The 16,878-nt window shown below is 67.9% G+C and carries 16 protein-coding genes; 6 read left to right on the forward strand and 10 right to left on the reverse strand.

Annotated features, from left to right (window positions below):
- Complete coding sequence (locus RG19_RS02170) at positions 1 to 342, forward strand: cation:proton antiporter (protein WP_058833826.1); 342 nt, start codon at positions 1 to 3, stop codon at positions 340 to 342.
- On the opposite strand, the gene RG19_RS02175 is transcribed toward RG19_RS02170, so the two are convergent.
- From RG19_RS02175 to RG19_RS02200, 6 genes are read right to left on the reverse strand one after another with little or no spacing between them, the layout of a single operon-like run.
- Positions 321 to 758 carry a cation:proton antiporter gene (locus RG19_RS02175; protein ID WP_082672426.1) on the reverse strand — a complete coding sequence of 146 codons (438 nt, stop codon included), beginning with the start codon at positions 756 to 758 and terminating at the stop codon, positions 321 to 323. The genes RG19_RS02170 and RG19_RS02175 overlap by 22 nt on opposite strands.
- The gene (locus tag RG19_RS02180) at positions 755 to 1,024 is read right to left on the reverse strand and encodes a K+/H+ antiporter subunit F (protein ID WP_058833827.1); all 270 of its coding nucleotides are present in this window, start codon (positions 1,022 to 1,024) and stop codon (positions 755 to 757) included. Before RG19_RS02180 ends, RG19_RS02175 begins: the two co-directional genes overlap by 4 nt.
- Positions 1,021 to 1,506 (reverse strand): Na+/H+ antiporter subunit E, encoded by a 486-nt coding sequence (locus tag RG19_RS02185; RefSeq protein ID WP_058833828.1) that lies wholly within the window; start codon positions 1,504 to 1,506, stop codon positions 1,021 to 1,023. Before RG19_RS02185 ends, RG19_RS02180 begins: the two co-directional genes overlap by 4 nt.
- Position 1,507: 1 nt before the next feature.
- Positions 1,508 to 3,028 (reverse strand): monovalent cation/H+ antiporter subunit D, encoded by a 1,521-nt coding sequence (locus RG19_RS02190; RefSeq protein ID WP_058833829.1) that lies wholly within the window; start codon positions 3,026 to 3,028, stop codon positions 1,508 to 1,510.
- Entirely contained in the window at positions 3,025 to 3,375 is a 351-nt protein-coding gene (locus RG19_RS02195) for a Na+/H+ antiporter subunit C (protein ID WP_058833830.1), read from the reverse strand. The genes RG19_RS02190 and RG19_RS02195 overlap by 4 nt, the downstream gene beginning before the upstream one ends.
- Positions 3,375 to 6,167 carry a monovalent cation/H+ antiporter subunit A gene (locus RG19_RS02200; RefSeq protein WP_058833831.1) on the reverse strand — a complete coding sequence of 931 codons (2,793 nt, stop codon included), beginning with the start codon at positions 6,165 to 6,167 and terminating at the stop codon, positions 3,375 to 3,377. The genes RG19_RS02195 and RG19_RS02200 overlap by 1 nt, the downstream gene beginning before the upstream one ends.
- Before the next feature lie 219 nt (positions 6,168 to 6,386).
- On the opposite strand from RG19_RS02200, the gene RG19_RS02205 reads away from it, so the two are divergent.
- Entirely contained in the window at positions 6,387 to 7,289 is a 903-nt protein-coding gene (locus tag RG19_RS02205) for an NAD-dependent epimerase/dehydratase family protein (RefSeq protein ID WP_058833832.1), read from the forward strand.
- A 385-nt stretch (positions 7,290 to 7,674) separates the two neighbouring features.
- Positions 7,675 to 10,497 (forward strand): TonB-dependent receptor domain-containing protein, encoded by a 2,823-nt coding sequence (locus RG19_RS02210; RefSeq protein ID WP_157515334.1) that lies wholly within the window; start codon positions 7,675 to 7,677, stop codon positions 10,495 to 10,497.
- Positions 10,498 to 10,660: 163 nt separating this feature from the next.
- On the opposite strand, the gene RG19_RS02215 is transcribed toward RG19_RS02210, so the two are convergent.
- The 3 genes from RG19_RS02215 to RG19_RS02225 form a co-directional block, all read right to left on the reverse strand.
- The gene (locus RG19_RS02215) at positions 10,661 to 11,635 is read right to left on the reverse strand and encodes a DMT family transporter (RefSeq protein ID WP_058833834.1); all 975 of its coding nucleotides are present in this window, start codon (positions 11,633 to 11,635) and stop codon (positions 10,661 to 10,663) included.
- 126 nt (positions 11,636 to 11,761) lie between these two features.
- A complete protein-coding gene (locus RG19_RS02220; RefSeq protein ID WP_058833835.1) occupies positions 11,762 to 12,262 on the reverse strand; it encodes an Mpo1 family 2-hydroxy fatty acid dioxygenase in 501 nt (166 codons plus the stop codon).
- Positions 12,263 to 12,435: 173 nt separating this feature from the next.
- Positions 12,436 to 13,365 carry a phosphoribosylaminoimidazolesuccinocarboxamide synthase gene (locus RG19_RS02225; protein ID WP_058833836.1) on the reverse strand — a complete coding sequence of 310 codons (930 nt, stop codon included), beginning with the start codon at positions 13,363 to 13,365 and terminating at the stop codon, positions 12,436 to 12,438.
- Between the two features lie 119 nt (positions 13,366 to 13,484).
- Here RG19_RS02225 and RG19_RS02230 point away from each other — a divergent pair, with 119 nt between their 5' ends.
- Positions 13,485 to 13,814, forward strand: a complete 330-nt coding sequence (locus tag RG19_RS02230; RefSeq protein WP_058833837.1) for a J domain-containing protein — start codon at positions 13,485 to 13,487, stop codon at positions 13,812 to 13,814.
- A gap of 18 nt (positions 13,815 to 13,832) precedes the next feature.
- Here RG19_RS02230 and RG19_RS02235 read toward each other — a convergent pair whose 3' ends face one another.
- Positions 13,833 to 14,687: an outer membrane protein gene (locus RG19_RS02235; RefSeq protein ID WP_058833838.1), complete on the reverse strand. Its 855-nt coding sequence runs from the start codon at positions 14,685 to 14,687 to the stop codon at positions 13,833 to 13,835.
- Between the two features lie 254 nt (positions 14,688 to 14,941).
- Here RG19_RS02235 and rpe point away from each other — a divergent pair, with 254 nt between their 5' ends.
- The gene (gene rpe, locus RG19_RS02240; protein ID WP_058833839.1) at positions 14,942 to 15,616 is read left to right on the forward strand and encodes a ribulose-phosphate 3-epimerase; all 675 of its coding nucleotides are present in this window, start codon (positions 14,942 to 14,944) and stop codon (positions 15,614 to 15,616) included.
- Between the two features lie 284 nt (positions 15,617 to 15,900).
- Positions 15,901 to 16,872: a lipid kinase YegS gene (gene yegS / locus RG19_RS02245; RefSeq protein ID WP_058833840.1), complete on the forward strand. Its 972-nt coding sequence runs from the start codon at positions 15,901 to 15,903 to the stop codon at positions 16,870 to 16,872.
- Positions 16,873 to 16,878 lie beyond the last annotated feature (6 nt).

Here is a 16,878-nt window from a genome sequence, read left to right on the forward strand (position 1 = left end):
ATGCAGATGCTGACGATCGCACTGATCGTGGGCGGGGCCGCACTGCTGGTGTTGTCGGCGCTCGGCCTGTTCCTGCTGCGCGATGCGCTGTCGCGCCAGCATGCCGCCACGAAATCCGCGACGCTTGCGCTGGGCCTGTTGCTGATCGGCGTCGGCCTGCAGGGCGGGGACGCCGCCTGGTGGGGGCGGGTCGCGGTGATCCTGGTCCTGCTGCTGATCACACTGCCGGTCGCTTCGCACATGCTGGCCCGGGCGGCCACCCGCCATGCCTACACCGAGGACGAACTGCGGGCGGTGCCCGATGCCGAGTCGGGGGCCGATCAGGACGCGCGCGGCGGTTGAGGGCCGGATGTCGTAGTGTCCGCCGCGTCCTGGGGCTCGTCACCTCGGCGCGTATTGCGGTTGTCGATGTCCTCGCGGATCGGCGCTTCCGGGTCCGGGGTGTGCGACGGATCGATCGGCGTGTTGTCCATGAGCGACAAGGCCGACTGCGACATCAGGATGGCGCTGACCGGCGCGGTCAGGAACACGAACACGGTGATCAACACCTCCCGCGGATGCAGGCCGGCACCGTAGAAGGTGTGGTAGACGATCGACACGATCAGGATGCAGCCCACCCCCAGCGCGCTGGCTTTGGTGGGACCGTGGATGCGCAGGAAGAAGCTCGACAGCTTCACCAGGGAAAACGAACCGAGAAAGGTGAAGAAGCAGCCGATGGCGAGCAACAGGACGAGCAGGATGTCGAGGGCGGTGCTCATTCGACGATATCCCGGCGGATGACGTACTTGCTCAGTACCACTGTGCCGAAGAAGCCCAGCATGGCAATGACCAGGGCGGCCTCGAAATAGATTTCGGTGTTGAGATACATCCCGAACAGGATCAATTGCGCGATCGTGCTGACGTACAAGGTGTCCAGGGCCAGGATGCGGTCAGGGGCGGTCGGGCCGCGCAGCAGGCGCCACAGCGACAGCAGCATGGCCAGGCCGATGACGTGCAGCGCGACGACGATGGCGATTTCGATCATGGGAATACCTCGCGTAACGGCGCCTCGTAGCGGCGCTTGATGTCGGCAATCATCGCCTCGGGGTCATCCACGTTCAGGCAATGGATGAGCAGGTAACGGCGATCCGACGAAAGCTGGGCGGTCACGGTGCCCGGGGTCAGGGTGATGACCGCGGCCAGCGCGGAGATGGCGTGGATATTGGTCAGATCCAGCGGCACCCACAGGAAATCGGACTTGAGCCTGGATTCCGGGCCCAGTACCTGCAGGGCCACGGTCACATTCGCCTTGATGATGTCCCAGACCAGCATCGCACCCAGCTTGGGCAGGATCCGCAGCTTGCCCAACTGGGCGAATTCGCGCTCGAGCCGGGTCGCGATCTGGGGCATCAGCCACGCCAGCAGCAGCGCCATGAGCATGTTGCTTGCGCTGTAGTCCTCGGCCATGAGCAGCCAGAACAGGAAGACGGTGATGCTCTGGGGAATGGAGGGGAACATACGCTTCATGTCAGGGAGCCCTCACCTGCGGCGTGGTCCCGCGGATCTCGCGGATGTACGCATCCGCGTCAAGCAACTGGTCCGCAGTGGCTTGCGCATAGCGGACGACCGGTTCGGCCGCCAGGGTCATGGCGAGCCCATATGCCAGGAGGACGACGGTCGCCGTGATTTCCGTGCGCCGGATGCTCGGTGCCGGGGACGGGAGCGTGTCGGTGTCGACGCGCCAGAACAGGCGTGTGCCTGTCCGGCTCAGCCCGACCAGCGCCAGCAGGCTGCTGCCCAGCACCGCGGCGAACACCCAGCCGGCATCGTCGAGCGGCGTGGCGTCCAGCAGCAGGAACTTGCCGATGAAGCCCGACAGCGGGGGCAGTCCGACCACTGCGATCGCGGCGATCATGTACAGCACCCCGGTCAACCGACGCAGCGGCTGGCCGGGTTCCAGCAGACGATCGCCCAGGCGTCCACGCTCGCGCTGGACGATGTGCGCGATCAGGAACAGTGCCGCGGCGGCGAAACAGCTGTGGGGCAGGTAGTACAGGCCGGCGGCGATGGTGCCCGGCTGGGCCAGCGCGAAGGCGACGAACAGTGTGCCGGACGACATCAGCACCAGATAGGCAGCGCCGATGCGCAGACGTGTCGCGCCCACTACGCCCAGGCCGGCCAAGGCGAGGGTGACCAGGCCGAAGGTGAGCAGGGTGTCCTGCGCGAATCCTGCCATCTCGCCTGCGCCTTCGCCGAAGACGAGGGTGGTCAGCCGCAGCACCGTGTACAGGCCGACCTTGGTCATGATGGTGAAGAGTGCGGCGACCGCGGCCGGCGCGCGTGAATAGGTTTCCGGCAGCCACAGGTACATGGGCAGCAGTGCGGCCTTGGCACAGAAGACCACCAGCATCAGCCCGGCGGCAGCGCGGACCATGGCCAGGCTCTCCTCCGGGACTTCGGCGATACGGACGGCGATCTCGGCCATGTTCAGCGTACCGAGCATGCCGTACAGCAGTCCCAGTGCGATCAGGAACAGCGTCGAGGCGACGATGTTGAACACGACGTAATGCATGCCGGCGCCGATCCGTGCGCCGCGCCCGCCCGAAAGCAGCAGGCCGTAGGAGGCGATGAGCAGGACCTCGAAGAACACGAAGAGGTTGAACACATCCCCGGTCAGGAAGGCGCCGTTGAGACCGGCGAGCTGGATCTGGAACAGTGCGTGGAAGTGCAGGGCGCGCTGGTCCCAGCCTGCGCAGGCATAGAGCAGGCAGGGAATGGCCAGCAGCACGGTCGTCAGGACCATCAGTGCGCTCAGGCGGTCGGCCATCAGCACGATGCCCAGCCGCGAGGGCCAGTCGCCGAGCAGGTAGACGGTGATGTCGCCGCCGTAACTCTGCGCGAACATCAGGACCGACGCCGCCAGCAGGACCGCGATGCCGATCCAGGCGCCGGTCCGGAGCACCGTGGTGCTGTGGGTCCGCTCGAGCAGCAGCAGGATCGCGCCGGTGACGAGGGGGATGAGAATGGGAGCGAGCAGGAGATGCGTCATTGCGGTCGACCCGGCTCCTGTCCGTCGACGTGGTCGCTGTGGAGGTCGCTGTGGTGACGCATCGCGACCACCACGGTGACCGCGGTCATCGCGAAGGCGATCACGATCGCGGTCAGCACCAGGGCCTGGGGCAGCGGGTCTGAGTAGTTGCTCAGCAGCGCGTCACGGCCTTCCTTGAGCACGGGCGGCATGCCGACCACCGGGCGTCCGGCAGCGAAGATCAGCAGATTGGTGGCATACGAGAGCAGGGTCAGCCCGAGGATGATGTCGAAGGTCCGGGTCCGCAGCAGCAGATAGACGCCGGCCGCGGTGAGTACGCCGATGGCGCTGGCGATCGCGAATTCCATCAGGGTGCTCCTTCCATTGCCCGCAGGCGGTGTTTGACCGTACCCATCGTCGACAGGATCAGCAGTGCGCCGGAGAACACGACCACATAGACGCCGATGTCGAAGACCAGAGCGCTGGCGATCGGAAGTTCACCGATGATCGGAAGGTCGAGGTCGATATGGCCGCTGGTCAGGAACGGCAAGCCGAACGCCAACGATCCAAGGCCACCGACGATCGCCACCAGCAGACCGATGCCGACGCCGCGCAGGTAGTCGAAACCGAAGGTCGCTTCCACCGCGCGCGCGCTTTGCAGGACGTACTTGATCAGCATCGGTACCGCGATGGCCAGGCCGGCGATGAAGCCACCGCCGGGCGCGTTGTGGCCGCGCAGGAAGAGGTAGATCGACACGGTGAGCGCGAGCGGGAACAGCAACTGAGTGAGATCGGCGGCGATCGGCATCTGTGCCGGCGGCCCGGGGATCACCTCGTCGGGTTGCAGGCGCGCCCAGCGCAACAGCGCATGCACGACCAGCGCGGCCGCCGCGAAGACCACGATTTCGCCGAACGTATCGAAGCCGCGGAAGTCGACCAGGATCACGTTCACCACATTGGCGCCATAGGCTTCGGGCAGCGACCGCGCGAGCAGCTCGCCGGCCACGGTCTGGGACGGCGTCATCAGCATCGTGTACGCCAGCAGGGCGACACCGATGCCGGCTGCAATCGAAAGGCTGGCGTCGCGCCAGCGACGGAATGGTGTCCGGCTCTGCTTCGACTGTTTGGGCAGATAGTTCAGCGCCATCATCAGCATCGCGATGGTGACCATTTCAACCAGGATCTGGGTGAGTGCGAGGTCGGGCGCGGACAGCAACACGAACGCGACGCTGACCATCAGTCCCACGGCGCCGATCACGATCAGCGCGGTCAGCCTGCGCCCGTGCACGACCACGGTGCCGACAGTCGCGGCCACGAGCACCGCCCACACCAGCCAGCCCACGATGGGCATCGACGTCGGCGCCTGCAGGGTCTCGGCGGTGCCGCCCAGGTGCGGAACGAAGGGCACCGCACCGACCGCAAGGACGACCACCACGAGCCAGAACAGGCTGCGTCGGATGCCGCCGGCCGCCACGCGCTCCGTGAAGCGGCCGGCCATGCCGAACAGCGCATCGATCTTGCCTTCGAAGAACTGCTTGCCCCAGGAGCGCAGGATGGCGTCGTGCAGGGCGAACAGCCGGCGCAGGCCGAAGTAAAGGAGCAGGCCGCCGACGACGCCACCGATGCTCATCGCCAGCGGCAGATTCCAGCCGTGCCAGATCGAGATGCTGAATTCCGGTGCGGCCGGCCCGAGGGTGCCCAGGACCGCCGTGCGCAGGGCCGGCTCGACCACGAGCGCCGGCAGGATGCCGACGGCCAGGCACAGCACCACCAGCACCGCCACCGGGATGCGCATCCAGCGCACCGGCTCATGCGGCTCGGTGTCCAGATCACGGGGGCCGTGGCCGAAGAACGTGTCGTGGACGAAGCGCAGGCTGTAGGCGACGCCCAGCACGCCGGCCAGGCCGGCGGCGATGCTGACGAACACGCCGAAGTGGCCGACGCCTTCGAGCTCCACCGCCTCGGCGAAGAACATTTCCTTGGACAGGAAGCCGTTGAGCAGGGGGATGCCGGCCATCGCCAGCGAGGCGATGATCGCCAGGGCGCTGGTCCAGGGCAGGAACCGCCTGAGATTGCCCAGCCTGCGCATGTCGCGGGTGCCGCATTCGTGGTCGATGATGCCCGCGGCCATGAACAGCGACGCCTTGAACGTGGCGTGGTTGAGGATGTGGAAGACGCCGGCCACCACCGCCATCGGCGTGGACAGGCCGAACAGCATCGTGATCAGGCCCAGGTGCGAGATCGTCGAGTACGCCAGCAGGCCCTTGAGATCGTGCTGGAAGATCGCGTACCACGCGCCGACCAGCAGGGTGATCGCGCCGATGGTGGTGACCACGTAGAAGAACAGTTCGGTGCCGGCGAGTGCCGGATGCAGGCGCGCCAGCAGGAACACGCCGGCCTTCACCATCGTGGCCGAATGCAGGTAGGCCGACACCGGCGTCGGTGCGGCCATGGCCTGCGGCAGCCAGAAGTGGAACGGGAACTGCGCGCTCTTGGTGAAGATGCCGCCGAGCACCAGCGCCAGGATCGCCGGGTAGAGGGCGCTGTCGCGGATCAGGTCACCCGAGGCCAGCACCACGTCGAGATCGAAGCTGCCGACCACGCGGCCGATCAGCAGTGCGCCGCCGAGCAGCGCCAGGCCGCCCATGCCGGTGATGGTCAGTGCCATGCGTGCGCCCTGGCGGGCATCCTCGCGGTGGGTCCAGAAGCCGATCAGCAGGAACGAGCTGATCGAGGTGAGCTCCCAGAACACCACCAGCAGCAACAGGTTGCCGGCCAGCACCATGCCGAGCATGGCGCCCATGAACAACAACAGATAGGAGAAGAAGCGCGGCGCGCAATCCTCGGCGCTGAGGTAGTACCGCGCGTACATCACGACCAGCGCGCCGATGCCCAGCACCAGCCCGGCGAACATCCAGGCCAGGCCGTCCAGACGCAAGGCGATATCGAGCCCGACCGATGGAATCCAGGGCAATACCGACCGGACGATCTCGCCTCCCATCACGGTGGGCGTCAGCGTGGCCAGGGCGGCCAGGCCGAGGAGGGGGCCGAGCGCGGCGACCCATGCAATCGTGCCTCGCGACAGCGTGCGCGGCAGTGCCGCCACCGCTGCCGCGGCCAGAAAGGGCAGCGTCAGGAGGATATCGAGCGTCAGGGGCATGCAGGGAATACGTGATTCGCGAGCAAGGCATCGGATTCTAGCAGGCACATGGTGACCGGCCATTCATCAATTCGGGTGTGGGGATGGCGTACACCGGCTCGGTGTCGGGAGGGGCGCACCCGTGTCGCGTCGCGATCAAGGATGCCGCCCGGACGGCTATGCTGTAGGGATGTCCGCTCCGTTGCAGCCCGCTTTCCCTTCGACAGGCGCCGCGCGCCGATGAGCGACGCCTCGGGAAGCGGCGGCGCGGGCAGGCGTGCGCTGGTGTTCGGCGCCAGCGGGCAGATCGGTGCTGCGGTGTGCCGTCGCCTGCTGGCTGCAGGATGGTCGGTGGACGCGGTATCGCGGACGCCGCCGCCGCGGCAGGCACAGGCCCCCGTGGGTCTGCGCTGGCGTGGCGGGGGCTTTCCCGAGTTCGTCGCGGACGCCGCATGCGATGCGGTCTTCAGTTGCGGCCCGCTGGACCTCTTCGCCGATTGGTACGCCGGCTGCGATCTGGCGCACGCGCGCGTGGTGGTGTTCGGGTCGACCAGTGCGGACACCAAACAGACCGCCGCGGATGCCGGCGAGCGAGCGTTGTCCGCCACGTTGCTCGAAGCGGAAGCGAAGGTCTTCGACGCCGCGCGCCGTCGTGGCGCTGGGGCCACTGTCCTGCGGCCCACTCTCGTGTACGGCGTCGCACGCGATGCCAATCTCAGCCGCATCGCCGCGTTGGCCGAGAAGACCGGTGTGTTCGTTCTGCCGCGGAGTGCGACCGGCCTGAGGCAGCCGGTCCATGTGGACGATCTGGCCACGGCGGCTTGCGCGGCCGTCGATGCGGCCGAGGCAGCGGGTCGTGTCTATGCCCTGCCCGGTGGCGAAACCCTCCCCTATCGGGAGATGGTCGCCCGGATGCTTGACGTGTTGCCGCGGCGGCCGCGCCTGTGGCTGCTGCCGGCGCCGCTTTTCCGTATGGCGCTGACGGCTGCACATGCCACCGGGCGCCTGCGCGGTCTGCCGGCTGGAGCGGTAGCCCGGCTGGGCGACGATCTGGCCTTCGATGCCGAGCCGGCGACGCGCGATCTCGGCTACGCGCCGCGTCCGTTCCGGCCCGAAGCGGGCCAGTTCATTCCTGTGCGATAGGGTGCGTCGCACGGCCGCCGTGGCGGCGAGAGTCCACTGACGACTTCACGAGCCTCGGTATGGAGACGGGCCGCTCGAGCCTGTCGGGTGCCCAGGCGTCGCCGAACCATTCGTGTGATCCGCGTCGTCGTGCCGGAGGACCGTGCAGCGGGCCATCCTGCCACTCGGTCGCAAAATCGAGAAAGTTTCAACTCCGTGCAGGCAGTGTGAAATTTTCGTGTTAGGTTCCCATTCAGGCTTTGGATGAAGCCGCGTCATGGAGACCCCAGCCAGGGATCGGGGGGAGGGGGTGGTCTTTCCGCAACGTTCTTCAAACGTAGGGGAGAGAGTGATGACGCATTTCCGCAACAGTATTTCTGTACGTCGCAACCGGCTGTTCGCCGCCATGGCCACCGCCGTGTGCTGTTCCACCAGTTTTGCGGTATTGGCGCAGGACGCCGAGGTACCGGCCCCGACCGAGGGCCAGACCGCGGCGACCCTGGATACGGTGACGGTCACCGGCACCCGCCTGCGCAGCCAGACCATGACCGCATCGAGTCCGGTCGCCGAGATCCAGGCCGAGGAGTTCCAGTACTCGGGCGCGACCAAGGTCGAGGATCTGGTCAACCAGTATCCGCAGCTCGGCCTGTCGTTCGACAACTTCCAGAACAACCCGTCCCAGGGCTATGCCACGGTCTCGCTGCGCGACCTCGGCGCAAATCGCACATTGAGCCTGGTCAACGGACGCCGCATTCCCAAGGGCACCGGGGAGACACCGGATCTGAGCATCGTGCCGTCCGCGCTGGTGCAGCGGGTGGACGTGCTGACCGGCGGTGCCTCGGCGGTCTACGGGTCCGACGCCATTGCCGGCGTGGTGAACTTCGTGCTCGACGACCAGTTCGAGGGCGTCAACATCAACTTCGGTTACTCGGCCTACCAGCACGACAACGACAACCGCTACATGCAGGAACTGATGGATGCGGCCGGTTACGACTATCCGACCGGCGGCTCCGGCTTCGACGGCATTTCGCGCAACATCGATCTGTCCATCGGCGGGCGGTTCGGCGAAAGCGGTCACGCGATCGCGTGGGCGACCTGGCGCAAGAACGAAGCCCTGTACCAGGGCGAGCGCGATTACTCCGCGTGCGCGCTGTCGAATGCGGGCACCGCGTGCGGTGGCTCATCGGCTGCGGATCCCGCCAACTTCACCGTACTGGCGCCATCGCTCACCGGCGGCAATACGGCGGCCTACCTGGGCGACGACGGCGGTTGGGTCGCAGGCACCGGTGCGCTGTACAACTTCGCGCCGGTCAATTTCTATCAGCGGCCCGACACCCGCTACACCGCGGGCACCCGCGTCCAGTACGAGATCAACGACCACTTCCGGCCGTACCTGGAGGCGATGCTGGTCAACCGGCGCAGTTCCACCCAGATCGCACCGACCGGCACCTTCAACACCGACGTCGATGTGGCTTGCGACGACGAACTCATCGGAACGCTCTGTGGGGATCTCGGCATCACCGACGACACGGTCACCGTGCTGGTCAACAAGCGCAATGTCGAAGGCGGCCCCCGGTCGACCAGCCGCGAAACCACCAGTTACAGCATCACCAGCGGCCTGGCCGGGCTGATCAGCGACAACTGGAGCTACGACGCCTCGTTCATGTACAACCGTAGTTCGGTCACCGCGGAGAGCCGCGGCGACTTCGTGACCGACCGCGTGCGTTCCGCATTGCTGGGCTGTCCGGCAGGCGCGTTCTCGGGATGCCAGTTCTACGACGTCTGGAACGACGCGGTCACGGTGGAGGCCGCGGAGGCGCTGCAGGGCGTGGGGATCGTCAACTACGTCACCTCGATGAAGGTCTTCAACGCATACGCCTCGGGCGACCTCGGATTCGGCCTGCCGTCGGCCAAGGGCCGTCCGATCGGCCTGGTGGCCGGCTACGAGTGGCGCGAGGAGACCTACAGCCGCACGCCGGACACGAACATGCAGACCGGCAACTTCACCGGCCTGGGCGGTCCGACCACTGAGGTCTCGGGCGACATGTCGGTGGACGAGCTGTTCCTGGAAAGCGCGGTGCCGCTGCTGGTCGATGCCGGCGCGCTGAGCAGCCTGGAGATGCAACTGGGCTACCGCTACTCGGACTACGACACCTCGGGCGGCGTGAACACCTACAAGCTCGGCCTGGGCGCGAGCTTCGACGATGGCCGCTACCTGGCCCGCGCGGGCTGGAACCGGGCGATCCGCGCGCCCAGCATCACCGAGCTCTACAACGAGCAGAGCATCGCGCTGTGGGGCGGCGCCGACCCCTGCGCGGGCGCGTCGCCCACCTGGACCCGGGAGCAGTGCGCGCTCACCGGTGTGGCGGCTGGGCAGTATGGGTTCGTGCCGGCCAATCCGGCCAACCAGTACAACCAGATTTCCGGCGGCAACGAGGATCTGCAGCCCGAGACCGCACGCACGTGGACGGTCGGCTTCGCCGCCAACCCCATCCGCGATCTGAACCTGAGCCTGGACTACTACCGGATCGAGGTGACCGATGCGATCAGGAGCATCGGTTCGCCGGTCATCCTGAACCTGTGCGCGCAGGGTCAGGACGCGATGTGCGGCCTGATTCGTCGCAACCCGACCACCGGCGACCTCTGGTTGGGCAGCAACCCGGAGACCTCCGGAGTCATCGTCAACACGCTGGGCAATTTCGGCAGCTTCGACTACCGGGGCCTGGACTTGACCGCGTCGTACGCGTGGACTCTGGGCCCCGGGCGGCTGACCACATCGCTGACGGGCTCGTATCTGCTCGAACAGACGGTGCAGCCGGTGCCGGGCGACGAATCCAGTGCGTACGACTGCGCGGGGATCATCAATCCCTCCTGCAGCGCACCGGAATGGCGGCACGTGTTGAGTGCCCGGTACGGGTTCGACCGCTACACCATCGGCATGCGCTGGCGCTACATCGGCGGGATGGACTACGAGGAAATCGACGGCCGGCCCGGCACCACCGACCAGCTGCTGGTCGGCAACGGCGGCCAGCTGGGCAGCTACAGCTTCTTCGACCTGTCCGGTTCGGTAGACCTGTGGGACCTGGCCACCTGGACGATGGGCGTCAACAACGTGTTCGACAAGGCGCCGCCGCTGGTCGGCGGGGCGCTGTCGTTGAACGGCAACTCGCTGGGCGGCTACGACCAGGCCGGACGCTTCATCTTCACCAGCCTGACCTTCCGGTTCTGATCGCCCCTGATCGTCGATAGGCCGATTACCGGCACGCCGTGGACGTCTGTCCTCGGCGTGCCGGACCGCCGGCTGCCCGGCTCCGTTCGCGCATCTGCCCGGCAGTGTGGAGCGTTTGCCGTGTGCGGCGAGCCGTTGAACTGCGTGCGAGACGCGAAGACTGTCAACGCCCTCCACGCGAGGGTTCGTCGACACCGCCTCGCCCTGCGCCGGGTTCGACCCCGGCCGCGACGCAGGCACCCGGCGCGGTGTCGTTGAGCGGCGTGCGCGCCTTCCGCCGCGTGCGCAATGCGATCGTCAGGACGCCACCGAGCACCATGGCGCCGCCCACCCACATCGCCGGCCCGGGCCGATCGCCCCAGAACACGATACCGAGGGCCACCGCGAGCACCGGGGTGAACAGCAGGTACGGGGTGACGTCGGCCACCGGGTGACGTTGCACCAGGACGAAGAACAGCCCGTGTCCCAGCAAGGAGCCGAACACCGCCGCGTAGACGGCGCCGCCCCATCCGATCCAGCTCGCCTCGCGGAGTGCGCCAAGGGGGTCGGGTTCGAACATCAGGCTGATCGCGAACAGCGGCAGCACGCTGAGCACCGCGATCCAGCCCTGCTGGTTGACCATGTCGAAGCCGCGCAACCTGCGCATCAGCACCGTGCCCAAGGCCAGCAGCGCGGCCGACACCAGCATCACCATCAGCGCGAGCGGCGACCGCAGGACCAGCGGGTCGAACCCGAGGACCAGCACGCCGGCGAAGCTGATCGCGATCGCCAGGCCGGTCCGCCACGCGAAGCGCTCGCCCAGCATCCACCACGCGAGCAGTGCCGCCATCGGCACATAACTCTGCATCACGATGGCCGGCGACGACAGATTGCCGGCCAGGTGCAGCGCCAGAAAGCTGGAGCCGAAATGCAGGACACCGACCAGCATCGCCACCGTCAGCAGGCGCGGCCATTGCCCGGGCGGCGGCCGGCGCAACCACCAGACCAGCAGTGCGACCAGGATCGCCATGCGCACCGCGGTGAACAGGAACGGCGGCAGTTCCTGCAAGGCATGCGCCGAGGTGAGGAAGTTGATCGCCCAGCACAGACAGATCAGCAGGAGCAGGCCGATGTCGCGCGGGCCGAGCCCGGGGTTCACCGCCTACCGCCGGTGGTGGGCAGCGGATGGGCGCACCGGACGCCATCCGCGCGCGCGGTGCCCCGGCCAGTCATGGCCCCGCTTCGCCGCACGATGCCGCACGGGGCCGCCGCCACGCTCATGCGATCACCAGCGCAGTCCCAATCGCCGGTAGCCCTTGGCGAGCACCCAGGCAGGTCCGATCAGCAGGTAGCGCAGGTCGGTGAGGAAGCTGGGCTTCTTGCCCTCGTACAACCTGCTGTGACCGACGAACTGGGCGATCCAGGCCACGACGAACACGCCGATGGCGAGCCACAACAGTTGACCGGCACCGATGCGCGCGTGGAGGGCCTGGGTGAGCATCGCCATCGCCAGGAACACCACGGCCATGCCCAGGCCAAGTGCGCGCGAGGCGCGGAAGTAGAACAGCCAGGCGGCGAACATCGCCATCGCCGCCCAGATGCCAGGCCGGAACAGGCCGCCTTCGGCGACGGGGATGCACCACAGCAGGGCGATCACGCTCCACAGGATCATCGGCACCGCGAACACGTGGATGATCTGGTTGGTGTCGTTGCGGTGATCGGCGGAGTAGCTGGCGAACCAGCGGTCGATCGGGCGTGCGCCCACGTCGTCGTGTGTCGCGTCCATCGTGCCCTCCGGGGATCAGTGCGCGCCGGTTTTGGAGAATAGCTGCAAAACCAGTACACCGCTGGCCAGGTCCCGGCCGTGTGCGCAGCCATCAGGGCCTGTCCCCCGGAGTCCGTCGGACGTGCCGCGCTCCGCGCCGTCCGGTTGGAACGGCGCGGGTCCGGCGCGACCGATCAGTCGACCGAAATGCCGGCCAGCCGCTGCAGTGCCTCGGCATAGCGGGCGCGGGTGCGTGCGATGACTTCGGCCGGCAGGTTCGGGCCGGGCGCGGTCTTGTCCCAGTCCAGCGTTTCGAGGTGGTCGCGCACGATCTGCTTGTCGTAGCTCGGCGGACTGGTGCCCACCTCGTATTCGTCGGCCGGCCAGTACCGCGAGGAGTCGGGGGTGAGCATTTCGTCCATCACGTACAGCCGGCCGTCGGCGTCGGTGCCGAACTCGAACTTGGTGTCGGCCAGCAGGATGCCGCGCTCGGCCGCGTACTCGGCGGCATAGCGGTACAGGCGTAGGGTGGCGTCGCGGATCTGCTCGGCCAGCTCTGCTCCGATACGGTGCACCATGGTGTCGAAATCGATGTTCTCGTCGTGCTCGCCCACCGCGGCCTTGGTCGACGGGGTGAAGATCGGCTCGGCGAGTTGCTCGGCCTGGCGCAAGCCATCGGGCAGGCGAATGCCGCTGACCCGCCCGGTCCGCTGGTAGTCCTTCCAGCCGCTGCCGATCAGGTAGCCACGGGCGATGGCCTCCACCGGCACCGGGCGCAGGCGGCGGGTCACCACCGCGCGCTGGGCGTACAGGGCCGGATCCGCGCCGTCCGGGAGCACACTCGACACCGAGATCCCGGTGAGGTGGTTGGGCATCAGGTGGGCGGTCTTGGCGAACCAGAAGTTGCTGATCTGGCACAGCATCTCGCCCTTGCCCGGGATGGGGTCGGGGAGCACCACGTCGAACGCGGACAGGCGGTCGGTGGCCACGATGAGCAGATGGTCGCCGTCGCCTTGGGCATCGGGCGGCAGCCGTGCGTCGGGCACGTCGAAGACGTCGCGCACCTTGCCGCGGTGGCGCAGGGGCAGGGTGGGCAGGTCGGCTTGGATCAGCGTGGTGGACAAGGGCGTGGGCCCGGGTCTTGAAGGTCGGCCAGTGTAGTGCGGTTATCGCGCGCGTGCATGCACGTCATGTGGAGGGTCAAGCCGCCCGCGCGACGCCGCCGCGATTACACTTGGCGGCCATGAAACGCTACTACGGCAAATTGCTGGGCTTCGTCGCCGGATGGTTGCTGATGCGCCATCCCGCCGGCGGCGTGCTCGGCCTGGCGATCGGGCACGCGTTCGATGCGGACTGGCTGCTGCCGCAGCGCGCGGCGCCCTACAAGGTGCTCGGCCTGACCCGCGACGCCAGCGATGAGGACGTGGACCGGACCTACCGCAAGCTGATGTCCCAGTACCACCCCGACCGGGTGGCGAACGCGGCACCGGAACTGCGCGAACAGGCCGCGCAGCGCGCAGCGGAAATCAACGCCGCCTACACCCGCATCCGGGGCAAGCGCAGGCGGCGCTGAACAGGGGCCGGCGCGGGGTCAGAAGCGCAGGCTGAGGGTGGCGCGCACCGTGTCGAAGTCGAAATCGGTGTCGCTGCGGCGCATGTCGGTGCCGCGCGGATCGACGATCAGGAAGGGGTTGGTCGCGGGGGCGCTGCCGGGGCCGGTGCGCACGCGATAGTCGTCGTCGTCGAGGCTCGTCATCAGGTATTCCAGGCCGAGCGACAGGTTCTCGGTGAGCAGACGCTCGTAACCGATGCCGTACTGGTAGCCGTTCGCGTTGTGACTGCCATTGCCGTCGAAGCTGTTGGCGGCGTTGCTGGTGGCGAAGCGGTTCTGCACCCGCGCCCGTGCGAAGCCCGCCGTCAGGTAGACCAGGTTCTCCGATTCCGCGCCGAAGGCGAAGCCGGCGCGGCCGCGGATCGCGCCCATGGTGTCGATCTTGCGGGTCATCGTGTAGAACGCCGGCGTGGTGCTGTAGGCCGACACCGCATCACGGATGTCGACCTTGCCGATCTCGCCCAGCACGCCGAACACCCACTGGCCCGCCTGCCAGTCGTAGCCGCCCCGCAGGCCCCACTCGGCGCCGCCGAAATTGCTGCTGCAGCCGGTGTCTGGGGTCGGACCCTGCGCGGCACCATTGCAGAACCCCGGCGAGAAGGCGTCGGCCCCGGCCGCGGTCCGGACCGTGTCGTCGTAGGTGCCGTCCAGGTTGGTGTCGAACAGGAAGCGGTCGCCTCCATCGTCCGGGGACGAGGCGCGACCCAGGTAGACACCCACGTGGCCGCCGGTCCAGGCGTCTGTCGATTGCGCGAAGGCGGGCGCGGCCGCGGCGGGTGCGGCGATCACGCACACGGCGAGGGCGAGACGGGCGATCTTGTTGTGATGGTGCATCGGGGAGCTCTCCTGAGTCTGGCCCTGGGGTCGGGCCGGTCCGGACCGGCGGGTCTGCCGGTCGCGCGCCGAGGGAAGGCGCGCTTGCAGGGGTACGCGACGCGATGTGTTCAGGATGCAGACGGGTATCGCATCGCGCATGGCCGCAGGCAGCGGAGGTTCATGGATGCAACGGCGGCGTGACGATCGCCGACCGCTAGAATGGGCGGTCCGGCGCCCGCGCCGGTCTCCCGTCTTCTCCTCGCGGACCCGCCATGCAGCCTGCCGTCATCGCTCCTTCCATCCTCTCTGCCGATTTCGCCCGTCTGGGCCAGGAGGTCGACACCGTGCTCGCCTCCGGGGCCGACTGGGTCCACTTCGACGTGATGGACAATCACTACGTGCCGAACCTGACCATCGGCCCGTTGGTGTGCGATGCGTTGCGCAAGCACGGCGTGACCGCACCGATCGATGTGCATCTGATGGTCGAACCGGTCGACCGGATCGTGCCCGACTTCGCCAGGGCCGGTGCCAGCCTGATCAGTTTCCATCCCGAGGCCAGCCGTCATGTGCACCGGACGATCCAGCTGATCAAGGCCGAAGGCTGCCAGGCCGGCCTCGTGCTCAACCCGGCCACGCCGGTCGAGGTGCTGGATTACGTGCTCGAAGAGCTCGATCTGGTGTTGCTGATGTCGGTCAATCCGGGCTTCGGCGGACAGGCGTTCATTCCGTCCACGCTCGACAAGCTGCGTCGTGTGCGCGAGCGCATCGGTGCCAGCGGCAAGCCGATCCGCCTGGAAATCGACGGCGGCGTGAAGCCCGACAACATCGGGGCGATCGCCGCGGCCGGCGCGGATACCTTCGTGGCAGGCTCGGCGATCTTCGGACAGCCGGACTACGCCGAGGTGATCGCCCGCATGCGCAACGAAATCGACGCCGTCAGCCGGTAGGCCAGGGCGCATCTCCTCTTGCGCCCGGGCGCCGATCCGCAGACCGTCTTTCGGCCGTCCCGGAGCCGGAATGCAGGCAAGGAAAAAGCCGGGAGCGCATCTGCGCTCCCGGCTGGAAGAGTTGGAGGCAATCCCGCCTCCGCCCGTCGTCCCTGAGATGGACTCCCATTCTCCGGACGCGGCATGACCGCGGTATGACAGGCGGCGCGGGCGGCCTCGCCGTTGTCGCCGGCGCAGGCATACACTGCCGCACGGCACTCCGCCGCCTACACGATCCAGCCCCCATGGTCGCCTCGCACTGGTTCCTGATCCTCAACGGGAAGTCCGCCGGAGACGACGATGTCCGCGCTGCGGTCGAGGTCCGTCGGGAGGCGGGCGAAACGCTCGATGTGCGGGTGACGTGGGAGGCCGGCGATGCGGCGCGCTACGTGCACGAAGCGATCGCGGCGCAGGCCACGCACGTGATCGCCGGCGGCGGCGACGGCACGCTCCGCGAGGTGGCCGCCGCACTGGCCTCGGCCGGTGACGATGCCGATGCACTGCCGGTGTTGGGCATCCTGCCCCTGGGGACGGCCAACGATTTCGCCACTGCGGCGGCGATTCCCGACCAGGCCGGCGACGCGCTGTCGCTGATCGCGATGGCGCGACCACGACCGGTCGACTTGCTGTGCGTGCGCGCCGACGGCGTCGATCATTGGTGCGCCAACCTCGCCAGCGGCGGATTCGGCACCAGGATCACGGTGGAAACGAACGAGGGTCTGAAGAAGATGCTCGGCGGCCTGGCGTATCTGATCACCGGCATTTCCCGGCTGGGCCGGATCGAGCCGACCCGGGCGCGGGTGCGTGGCCCGGATTTCGATTGGTCGGGCGCGTTCATCGCGCTGGGGGTCGGCAATGGTCGTCAGGCCGGCGGCGGCCAGGTCCTGTGCCCGGATGCGTTGATCGACGATGGCCTGCTCGATCTCACCCTCGTGCCCGAGCTCGACGGTGAGGTGGCCGGCACGCTGGGCTCGGTGATCAGCGAGGGCAAGGCGGCGGCGCTCGAGCGGGTGGCGGTGCGGGCGCAGTTGCCGTGGGTGGAGATCGAGGCGCCCGGATCGCTCACGCTGAACCTCGACGGCGAACCCGTCGATGCGCGGGCGATCCGGATCGACTGCGTCCCGGGGCGGCTGCGGATGGTCCTCCCCGACGACGCGCCGGTGCTCGGTGCCGCCGGTACGCCGGGTGCGTCGCCGGCCGGGGATTCCGGCGAATGACGGCGT

The sequence above is a fragment of the Luteimonas abyssi genome (assembly GCF_001482195.1).
In the GTDB taxonomy this organism is placed as follows: domain Bacteria; phylum Pseudomonadota; class Gammaproteobacteria; order Xanthomonadales; family Xanthomonadaceae; genus Luteimonas; species Luteimonas abyssi.

Excerpts from the sequence above, each read along its gene's own strand:
- RG19_RS02170 (WP_058833826.1), top strand. The coding sequence starts at position 1 with ATGCAGATGCTGACGATCGCACTGATCGTGGGCGGGGCCGCACTGCTG.
- RG19_RS02235 (WP_058833838.1), bottom strand. The coding sequence starts at position 14,687 with ATGCACCATCACAACAAGATCGCCCGTCTCGCCCTCGCCGTGTGCGTG.
- rpe (WP_058833839.1), top strand. The coding sequence starts at position 14,942 with ATGCAGCCTGCCGTCATCGCTCCTTCCATCCTCTCTGCCGATTTCGCC.
- RG19_RS02190 (WP_058833829.1), bottom strand. The coding sequence starts at position 3,028 with ATGACGCATCTCCTGCTCGCTCCCATTCTCATCCCCCTCGTCACCGGC.
- RG19_RS02200 (WP_058833831.1), bottom strand. The coding sequence starts at position 6,167 with ATGCCCCTGACGCTCGATATCCTCCTGACGCTGCCCTTTCTGGCCGCG.
- yegS (WP_058833840.1), top strand. The coding sequence starts at position 15,901 with ATGGTCGCCTCGCACTGGTTCCTGATCCTCAACGGGAAGTCCGCCGGA.
- RG19_RS02180 (WP_058833827.1), bottom strand. The coding sequence starts at position 1,024 with ATGATCGAAATCGCCATCGTCGTCGCGCTGCACGTCATCGGCCTGGCC.
- RG19_RS02230 (WP_058833837.1), top strand. The coding sequence starts at position 13,485 with ATGAAACGCTACTACGGCAAATTGCTGGGCTTCGTCGCCGGATGGTTG.
- RG19_RS02210 (WP_157515334.1), top strand. The coding sequence starts at position 7,675 with ATGGCCACCGCCGTGTGCTGTTCCACCAGTTTTGCGGTATTGGCGCAG.
- RG19_RS02175 (WP_082672426.1), bottom strand. The coding sequence starts at position 758 with ATGAGCACCGCCCTCGACATCCTGCTCGTCCTGTTGCTCGCCATCGGC.
- RG19_RS02195 (WP_058833830.1), bottom strand. The coding sequence starts at position 3,375 with ATGGAATTCGCGATCGCCAGCGCCATCGGCGTACTCACCGCGGCCGGC.
- RG19_RS02205 (WP_058833832.1), top strand. The coding sequence starts at position 6,387 with ATGAGCGACGCCTCGGGAAGCGGCGGCGCGGGCAGGCGTGCGCTGGTG.
- RG19_RS02220 (WP_058833835.1), bottom strand. The coding sequence starts at position 12,262 with ATGGACGCGACACACGACGACGTGGGCGCACGCCCGATCGACCGCTGG.
- RG19_RS02185 (WP_058833828.1), bottom strand. The coding sequence starts at position 1,506 with ATGAAGCGTATGTTCCCCTCCATTCCCCAGAGCATCACCGTCTTCCTG.